Here is a 7,817-nt window from a genome sequence, read left to right on the forward strand (position 1 = left end):
ATTTCGGGGGGCACCTCAGTATTGAGCCAACTATGATTAGGGCGCGCTTGCCATGACCGACGGCTCCGTCCCGCATAGCGGACCATTGAAGCCTACAGGTTAAGGCATTTAGGCGCAGGAAGCTGCCCGATGGCAGCGCGGCAGAGCATCCGCAGCTCGCCTTGGAAGCGACTAATCGTGCGCCCCGCAACGATCGCACTTACCTGCCGCCCACCCAAACTGCATCCTAGAGTTCCTTAGAGACACTACTTGAATGTCAGAAAAAGATAGTATATTTTCTGACATATGAAAGCCCCGGCTGTATCTGTTCGTGATCGAGTGATGAGGCGTGTTCGCGCAAGCGGACGCGGCAGCGTCTTCACACCCAGTGATTTCCTAGCCGTCGCCGCCCGCTCATCCATCGACCAGGCTCTCTCCCGGCTGGTAAAGGGAGGCCAGCTTCGTCGTCTCGCGCGCGGGCTATACGACTTCCCCAAGATGCATCCGAAGCTTGGAGCACTCTCGCCAGCTCCCGATGACGTCGCCCATGCGCTTGCCCGGGAGACTGGCTCTCAGGTTCAAATTGCTGGTGCACGGGCAGCGAATGCGCTTGGTCTATCCACTCAGGTTCCGGCCCAAAGCACTTACCTGACCAATGGTCCGTCGCGGCGCGTTGTGCTGGGCAAGCGTGTCGTCGATCTTCGCCACGCCTCGCCCAAGCATCTCGTTGCGCCAGGAAGCGCAGCCGGCACTGTCGTTCAGGCCCTTCGCCATGTCGGCCCCGTGCGCGCGGCCGACGTCGCGCGCGTCGCTGCGCGGCAGCTGTCGGCCAACGACAAAAAGACGCTGGCTTCGAGTGCCGTTCAAGCACCCGCCTGGATGCGGCCGACGCTTGTCACGATCGCCAACGCAGCGACGGCCGATATCGGTGGATAAGGTCGCGCTGCTTCCCGCGGAAGACCGCGCTGCTCTTTTCGGGGAGACCAGCGCCGCCCGAGGCGTCGCCGACACAATCATCGAAAAGGACTTCTGGGTCTGCTGGAGTCTCAGGCGCTTGTTCGGCCTGCCCAAAGGAACGACGGCGTCTCTCGTCTTTAAGGGTGGTACATCGCTCTCCAAGGCATTCGGCGCGATACGCCGTTTCTCCGAGGATATCGATTTGTCGTTCGATCGTGCGGAACTAGGTTACAAGGGCGATCGCGATCCCGAGAAGGAGGGGATCAGCAAGAAGCAGGCAGCCCGGCTTATTAACGACCTGGTCAGCGACGTTGAGCGGCACATTGCCGAGAAACTTCTCCCGGCGCTTCGCGCCGCGATCGTCGAACAGCTGGGCGAGCCAGCCAACGGCGAGTGGTCGCTGGAGATCGACCCCGGCGACGCCCAGACCGTCAACTTCCATTACCTGACGGCGCTTCCCGCTTCTGAATATAAGGGCATGGCCTACATCACCCCGCGCGTAAAACTCGAACTTGGCGCGCGCGGCGATCCCTGGCCGACCGAAGAGAAGGTCATCCGCCCATACGCGGCCGATGACTATCCCGAGTTCTTCGCAGAACCCGACACCAGCGTGACCGTACTGTCAGCGCGGCGCACATTCTGGGAAAAGGCGACTGCGCTCCATGCAGAGGCACATCGCCCTGCAGAATCTCCGACAGCACAATATTTCTCGCGGCATTACTACGACCTCGCCATGCTCTTCGACACCGACGAGGGAAAAGCCGCCGTCGCCGATCTTGATCTGCTGGCGCAAGTGGCACAGCACAAAACGATCTTCTTCCGTTCGGGCTGGGCCAGCTACGAAACGGCTCGGCCAGGCACACTTCGGCTGATGCCTGACGAAGAGCGGGTCAAAGACTTGCGAGCCGATTATCGGGCGATGGCGCCGATGATGTTTGACCAGACACCGCCGTCATTCGACGACATACTTAAGAAAATTGCCGAGCTTCAAGAAACGATCAACAGCTAACTCAAGGCTACCCGTGTGGTGGGGGAGAATATCAGTTCGATTCGATCCATAGACCTACGCCCCATTGATGACCTCGTTGACTTCGTCCGAGGCACCGGCTTCGTGCTGGGCTTAGCAGATGGAAGAGCAAAGCGCCGCCTGATGCACTGAAAGGCAAAGATTCCAGCTCATCCAGGATCGAAGATTAAACCCAGCTTAATGACTGATAGAAAACGATAAAATAACACAATTGCCACCTGTCAATTATTCACGAGACTTCAGGAACAGATCGATCGCGGCGCGCAATGATTCGTCAGATAGGAATTCATCGAACTCCAATGTCACCTTCCCGTTCTTGCGCTGCATCGCGACGCCGCTTTCATGGATTATGTGCCGAGAAACGGAGGCGGACGGACGCTTGCGTTTTGGAGTGGCGACCGCGGCCTTTAGGCGGGCCAGGACCTGCGCGGCGGGAACTGGATCGCCCTTCCCTGCCCGTGCAACTTCCTGAGTCATGGCTAGCTCACCCGCGACATTCATCACCGCCTCGCGGGTTTTCGGGTTAGTCAGCAACGGCTTCAATATCCGCGCGTGAAGCTCTTTCACGTCACGCAAAGATGCATACGAGGCGATGATCACGTCCGGGAGCTTCACCAGTTGAAGGTAGCGTGAGAGCCAGCCCTCGGAGACCTCCAGCCGTTCCGCCATAGCTTTTTGCCGACCGCCATAATATGCATCCAACGCTCTCGCGTAGTCGCGAGCGCGTTCATAATCAGAAATATCTTCGCGGTCGCGGTTCTCTATGTCGGAGAGGCGGAAGGCTTCCTCGTCCGTCAGGTCGCGTACATCTACCAGATACCGGAATTGTGGGTAGTTGTTTGCACGCAGCCAACTGATAGCGAAGTGCCGACGTGCGCCACAGATGACCTCATACCCCTCGCCTGTCCGGCGGACGATAGCAGGAAATTCTTGCCGCCCCTGCGCCTTGATCGAGTTGATAAGGTCGGCGCAATTTTGGTCGTTTAACAGCGAATATTCGCGGTTGTGCCGTTCCCACATGACGCATTGCGCAGGATCTACCCAACGCAGCACCTTTTCCTCCCGTTCTCCGCTTTCGGATAGCGCATTTGAACGTTTCAAAAATCGCGCCCCTGCTTTTTCCTCGGGCACGGCAGTAGCCTCGAAGCTGTTCAGGATATCGTCTATGGCGTTGTGACGTTTGCTCATAGTAGTCCTTCCTTGCGAAGCGCCTTGTGATGGCTGGGCCAAGTCTTGCGAGTGAGAAGTTCCACCTCGCGCCCGACTGCATCCAAGTAGGCGCGACAGCGCTTGTGCGTTTCGGTTCTAGTTGCCGGTCCAGTCAATTCGTAAACCGTGGACAGGTTCGCAGTTGCGTTGTCTATCTCGGCGCTGTCCTTCAGCGTCGCTTGCAGCATATCCTGCGGGAACACCGCATCCATCATCCTTTTAATCGCAAGATGCGCAGATTTTTGATCGTTCATCTTCGAGGCAATAATTTTAACGAAACTATACTCGCGCGCGCCGCCATGTTCGGCCAGCTCCGATAAGGTCGACTCCATCATCTTCAGGAAGTGTGCTGTCGACGCGAAATCAATATTGTTTGGCGGTGCCGGTATCAGCAGTGCGTTCGCCGCCCGCAGAACCGAAAGCGACAACATGCCAAGCGCTGGTGGCGGGTCAAGCAGGATGATGTCGAACTGGTCAGCAATGCTTTCGACCCCATCCCTCAAGCGGTCGAGAATGAAAGTCGGCTCCCGCGCCATTCGGGCTGCAAACTCATACTCCGCGTCGTAAAGCCCAAGGTTTGCGGGAATGAGCGCAATCCCCGGCCAATAAGTCGCCCGCAGGGCGTAGTGAAGCGACTTTGGCCCACCATGGCGCAGAAATGGATACAGCGTATCTTCTTCTTCATCGACATCGATGTCTGGATTCATCCCGAACATCGCAGTGGTGGACGCTTGGCTGTCGCAATCTATCACGCATACACGATAGCCTTTTAGCGCAAAGAACTGTGACAAGTGACTGACGATAGTAGACTTTCCGACACCGCCTTTGAAGTTCTGAACCGCAAGGACCAACGCCGGATCATCGGATGCGCGATGCGGTAGCGTGCCGAATACGTCCCGCATCTGGTTGACCTGCCCCAATGTGTATCCTGTTCGGCGTTTCGTTTCGGGATCTTTGTCTGGTTCCTGCAAACGACCGTCACCCTCAGCGTCACGGATTGCCTTCTCGGTGCGCCCTACCATCTCCGCAGCCGTTCGGACGTTAAAGCGAAGATTGAGCTGTTTCTCATGACCTGGCGAGAAAACACGTTCCCGCAGGCGTTGGATAACAGTGCTTGCGCGGCTGGTGAGCTGTGTCAACTCTGTCAAACTTACGGATGGAAGAACGGATGTCATGGCGCCTCACGCTACTTTACGCAGATCATGAGCTATTAGGACGGCACCGTAAAGTTCGGATATTCCGAGTTTGCAGCCAAAAAGCCGATAGTTGTGGTCATTGATGGCTTAGTTCGGATTTAAGGAGCCATTTAGGGGAGCGGGGCAACCAATCTGTAAGATTTGCATATGGGTCTTGGGAGTCTTCCAACCTCATAAGCATGAAAGTAAAACGTCTTAAGTTCAGATTCATAGATTCATATTGTTCATGCACGGCTATATGTTTGTAAAACAATGACTTTTATGTGGCCATCCTTACAGTTTGGGTGCCAATTCCTACGAATCGGGATGGATGTTCTTACATATTGGGGCGGTATGTCATACGCATCGGGATGATTCGTATCCTTACCTTTTGGGCAGCCGCCAGTTTAGTCTCCTGTCCATAAAAAAGAGTTTTATTATCAATGTGTTGCAGTGCTGTGCTACGCTGCCCTCCAACTTAACCCTTACATTTCGGGTGCAATCCCTCCGGCTAAGCGAGAAACGGTTGAAATCTTACGTCTCTGACGATACAAAAGTAAGAGTTGGGGAGTAAGAAAATGGCCGAGAAATCTTATCGCACCGTCGAAGTCCGCCCAAATGCCGAAAGCATTATCAAACCGGGCGAACTAGTCGATCTAGTCGAGGTCACGCCACTTACCCTAAATGACCGCCGTATCTACAACCAACTCCTGGAGAACGCATGGGACGCTATCGATAAACCAGTCAGCCACGTCATCGCCAAGTCCACCTTGCGCGGTTCTCATAACTCCAACGACCGTATCGGCGAGAGCATCGAGCGGCTTATGTCTGCAATCGTCAAAGTCGCCGTCACCTGGGATGGTGAATCCGCTATCGAACGCGTGCAACTCTTGGGTGGCAATGTTGAGGCAAACCGCGCCGACGGGCTGCTTGAGTACGAGATCCCCTCGCGTCTGCGACGTATCATCTCCAATTCCACCGTCTTTGCTCGTCTTCAGCGTGAGGTGATGTTCGCACTATCCTCCAAGTACGCGCTTACCCTTTATGAGATGGTTCAGAAGCGCGGGAACCTTCGCTGGCGCAGTTCCGAAAAATTTGCTCTTGAAGCGTTGCGTGGCGTACTTGGCGTGCCAAAAGGCAAACTGACTTCATGGTCGAACCTGAAGCTGCGTGCAATCGATCCGGCGGTCGCTGAGGTCAACGCGCTGTCCGATTTCATGGTTGCGATCGAACCTATTAAGACAGGGCGCAGCGTAACACATGTCGAACTTCGCTGGTGGCGCAAGGATGATGACGCAGCAGGGGCTGCTGACCTTGCGCTGCAGTACTCCAAAGTTGGTCGCAAAGTGCGTGCCGAGGAGCGTGAGGGTCGGGCGCGACCAGCTTGGCTCGACACACGCGGGCAGGCCCTTCGTACTGACACCTATGAGACAGCACGAATGCGCCACCCAGGTTACGACATCTATTTCATCGAAGGCGAATGGCGTACATGGGCAAAGGGCAAACCTGAAGCCGCCAATCCCGATCGCGCCTTCCTCGCCTTTTTTCGCAAGTATGCCGAGGCCAATCCATTGTAATTGCCAATTGGCAATTATCGGAAATAGGTATTATTTACAGCTACCTACTTGTAAGATGAGCGTTATTGCTGATCTTCAGCGAGCCTGCTGCGCAGTAGACAGGTGACTCGGGTATAACGCGCGTTCTCGCGCAACTAATCACGTGCCAGCACACCTCGTGGGCCCTTGCATCAGCGTGCAGGTGTTGAACGAGGCAATGGTAAATTGCCGTCGCAAGGCTGGACTTGACTGGGATGAGACGGCCAGTTTCCTAGCCGGAGTCCGGGAGCTTTGCTCGGTTGAGGATGTGACCTTGCGCAAACACGAGGTCGGTCGTGCTTTGGCTGAGCGTTACGGGTTTTCGGTGTATGACGCGATGATCGTCGCCGCGGCCTTGATCGCCGGCTGCACGACCCTTTGGACTGAAGACATGCATGCGGGGCTGCTGGTCGAAGGGCAGCTGCGACTGGTTAATCCGTTCGCTTGATCGCTCTCTCGGCCAGCATCCCTAGCTTCTCAGCCTGTGCCAGCAGCATCTTGACGGACGAGGGTTGCCACGTTGTCCGACCGCGCGGGGTCCGTTCACGCATCGCCTCCAGACGATCGCAGATGGCCTGGAGGGTGATTTGGGGATCAGCCCCCTTTATCGCAGCCACGATTGCCGGCAGACGGTCATCGCCAACGCGTCGGGCAGCACGTCCGAGGACCTCTTCGGACAGGAAGCCGTCACGAACATAGGCCCGCACAGCCCTCAGGAGCCGCGGTTGTGTCCATTGTCGGTTCTGGGGCAGGGATGCATTGATGATCCGCAGGATATCCTCCCAGGCCATGTGTGGGCGCAGCCTGCGGACATGGGGAACCCAGTCCGCTGCAGTCTGGGCAACGCGCTCCATGTAGCCGTCATGCCGCGCCAGGCGAACCTTGCGAAGCGCTTCCGGATTTCGGGCACGCAGCCCGGGATTTCCGCCAATGCGGCCTTCGAGACGTGCGCTGGCCAGTCCCGCCTTGGTGCGCTCGCGGATCAGTGCCCGCTCGAACTCTGCCGCCGCCCCAAGCACCTGAAGCGTGAACTTGCCCTGGGGCGATGCCGTATCAATCGGATCCTCGATGGACCGAAAGAACGCACCCTTTGCTTCGAGTTGCTCGATGATCTCCAGCAGATGCGAAAGGGACCGGGCCAGTCGGTCGATCCGAACGACGACCAGCGTGTCTCCCTTGCGGATACCGTCCAGGACGCTCGTCAGGACGAGGCGGACGCGATTGCCTCCGGAGCCGTGCTCCTCGCGAATGACTGTGCAGCCTGCGGCTTTCAAAGCCTGGGCCTGCGGCAGCAGTGTCTGATCATCCGTAGAGACGCGGGCATAGCCAATCAGCGGCATATAGGGCCATCTTTCAAAATAATTAGTGGTCAGTAAACGACCGTTTGTAAACAGATGCAATGCCTCATTCTGTGACGCTGCTCCGCAAAAAGCCCGGGGTTTTCGCCCTGCGAGCACATCCAGAGAGCTAACCGAGGATCATTGCGCAGACAGGCTCCACAGGGGCGGCTGACACCTCAAAAATAAACCCTTAGGTAAGATGCAAAAGATGTGTATTCTGCATTTATGAAGACCCAAGGACCTACTCCACCTGGTTATTTTGGCGACGCTCTTCCGGATGCCGGAGAGGTAGATGAGACATCCGAAGACGACCTGTGGTTTCTGCCTGGTGCGACTGACGACGAGCCCAACGACCTGCCGCCCGGGCCACGGGCTGAACCCCGTGAGATCAAGGTCATCGATGACTGGCGGACGGCAGAGGCGGGCAGTGCAGCCCGTCTCGCCCGCGTCGCGAGCAGGCTCGGGGCACTGGACGATCGGCTGCGGCGTGGCCCGAAGGCTGGCGGCACAGGTTGGCGCTGCTTGAGGCAGCCGA

The 7,817-nt window shown here is 56.9% G+C and carries 6 protein-coding genes and 3 pseudogenes; 5 read left to right on the forward strand and 4 right to left on the reverse strand.

All coding sequences use genetic code 11. The features are described 5' to 3' along the window. Positions 1-321: 321 nt before the first annotated feature. A complete protein-coding gene (locus tag TY51_RS18425) occupies positions 322-915 on the forward strand; it encodes a DUF6088 family protein (protein WP_042252487.1) in 594 nt (197 codons plus the stop codon). Then, positions 908-1,945 (forward strand): nucleotidyl transferase AbiEii/AbiGii toxin family protein, encoded by a 1,038-nt coding sequence (locus TY51_RS18430; protein ID WP_042252490.1) that lies wholly within the window; start codon positions 908-910, stop codon positions 1,943-1,945. The genes TY51_RS18425 and TY51_RS18430 overlap by 8 nt, the downstream gene beginning before the upstream one ends. Positions 1,946-2,039: 94 nt before the next feature. Here the strand turns inward: TY51_RS18430 and TY51_RS24660 are convergent. The 3 genes and pseudogenes from TY51_RS24660 to TY51_RS18440 form a co-directional block, all read right to left on the reverse strand. After that, positions 2,040-2,123: pseudogene (locus TY51_RS24660) on the reverse strand (ATP-binding protein); the annotation flags it as partial. 65 nt (positions 2,124-2,188) lie between these two features. Beyond that, a complete protein-coding gene (locus TY51_RS18435) occupies positions 2,189-3,151 on the reverse strand; it encodes a ParB/RepB/Spo0J family partition protein (RefSeq protein WP_042252494.1) in 963 nt (320 codons plus the stop codon). Further along, entirely contained in the window at positions 3,148-4,347 is a 1,200-nt protein-coding gene (locus tag TY51_RS18440) for an AAA family ATPase (RefSeq protein ID WP_042252496.1), read from the reverse strand. The genes TY51_RS18435 and TY51_RS18440 overlap by 4 nt, the downstream gene beginning before the upstream one ends. 578 nt (positions 4,348-4,925) lie before the next feature. On the opposite strand from TY51_RS18440, the gene TY51_RS18445 reads away from it, so the two are divergent. Together TY51_RS18445 and TY51_RS18450 are read left to right on the forward strand one after the other, a co-directional pair. Continuing rightward, positions 4,926-5,924, forward strand: a complete 999-nt coding sequence (locus TY51_RS18445) for a replication initiation protein (protein ID WP_042252498.1) — start codon at positions 4,926-4,928, stop codon at positions 5,922-5,924. Positions 5,925-6,087: 163 nt separating this feature from the next. Continuing rightward, positions 6,088-6,390, forward strand: a pseudogene (locus TY51_RS18450) (PIN domain-containing protein); the annotation flags it as partial. Here the strand turns inward: TY51_RS18450 and TY51_RS18455 are convergent. After that, a complete protein-coding gene (locus TY51_RS18455; protein WP_042252500.1) occupies positions 6,374-7,282 on the reverse strand; it encodes a recombinase family protein in 909 nt (302 codons plus the stop codon). The pseudogene TY51_RS18450 and the gene TY51_RS18455 sit on opposite strands and share 17 nt — an antisense overlap. A 225-nt stretch (positions 7,283-7,507) precedes the next feature. Between TY51_RS18455 and TY51_RS23755 the strand changes: the two are divergent. Further along, positions 7,508-7,817 (forward strand): annotated as a pseudogene (locus tag TY51_RS23755) (hypothetical protein); the annotation flags it as partial.

The sequence above is a fragment of the Paracoccus sp. PAMC 22219 genome (assembly GCF_000787695.1).
Lineage (GTDB): Bacteria > Pseudomonadota > Alphaproteobacteria > Rhodobacterales > Rhodobacteraceae > Paracoccus.

What these genes read in the sequence shown, in the direction of transcription:
- TY51_RS18425 (WP_042252487.1), top strand. Translation starts at nt 322, where the DNA reads ATGAGGCGTGTTCGCGCAAGCGGACGCGGCAGCGTCTTCACACCCAGT.
- TY51_RS18435 (WP_042252494.1), bottom strand. Translation starts at nt 3,151, where the DNA reads ATGAGCAAACGTCACAACGCCATAGACGATATCCTGAACAGCTTCGAG.
- TY51_RS18440 (WP_042252496.1), bottom strand. Translation starts at nt 4,347, where the DNA reads ATGACATCCGTTCTTCCATCCGTAAGTTTGACAGAGTTGACACAGCTC.
- TY51_RS18445 (WP_042252498.1), top strand. Translation starts at nt 4,926, where the DNA reads ATGGCCGAGAAATCTTATCGCACCGTCGAAGTCCGCCCAAATGCCGAA.
- TY51_RS18455 (WP_042252500.1), bottom strand. Translation starts at nt 7,282, where the DNA reads ATGCCGCTGATTGGCTATGCCCGCGTCTCTACGGATGATCAGACACTG.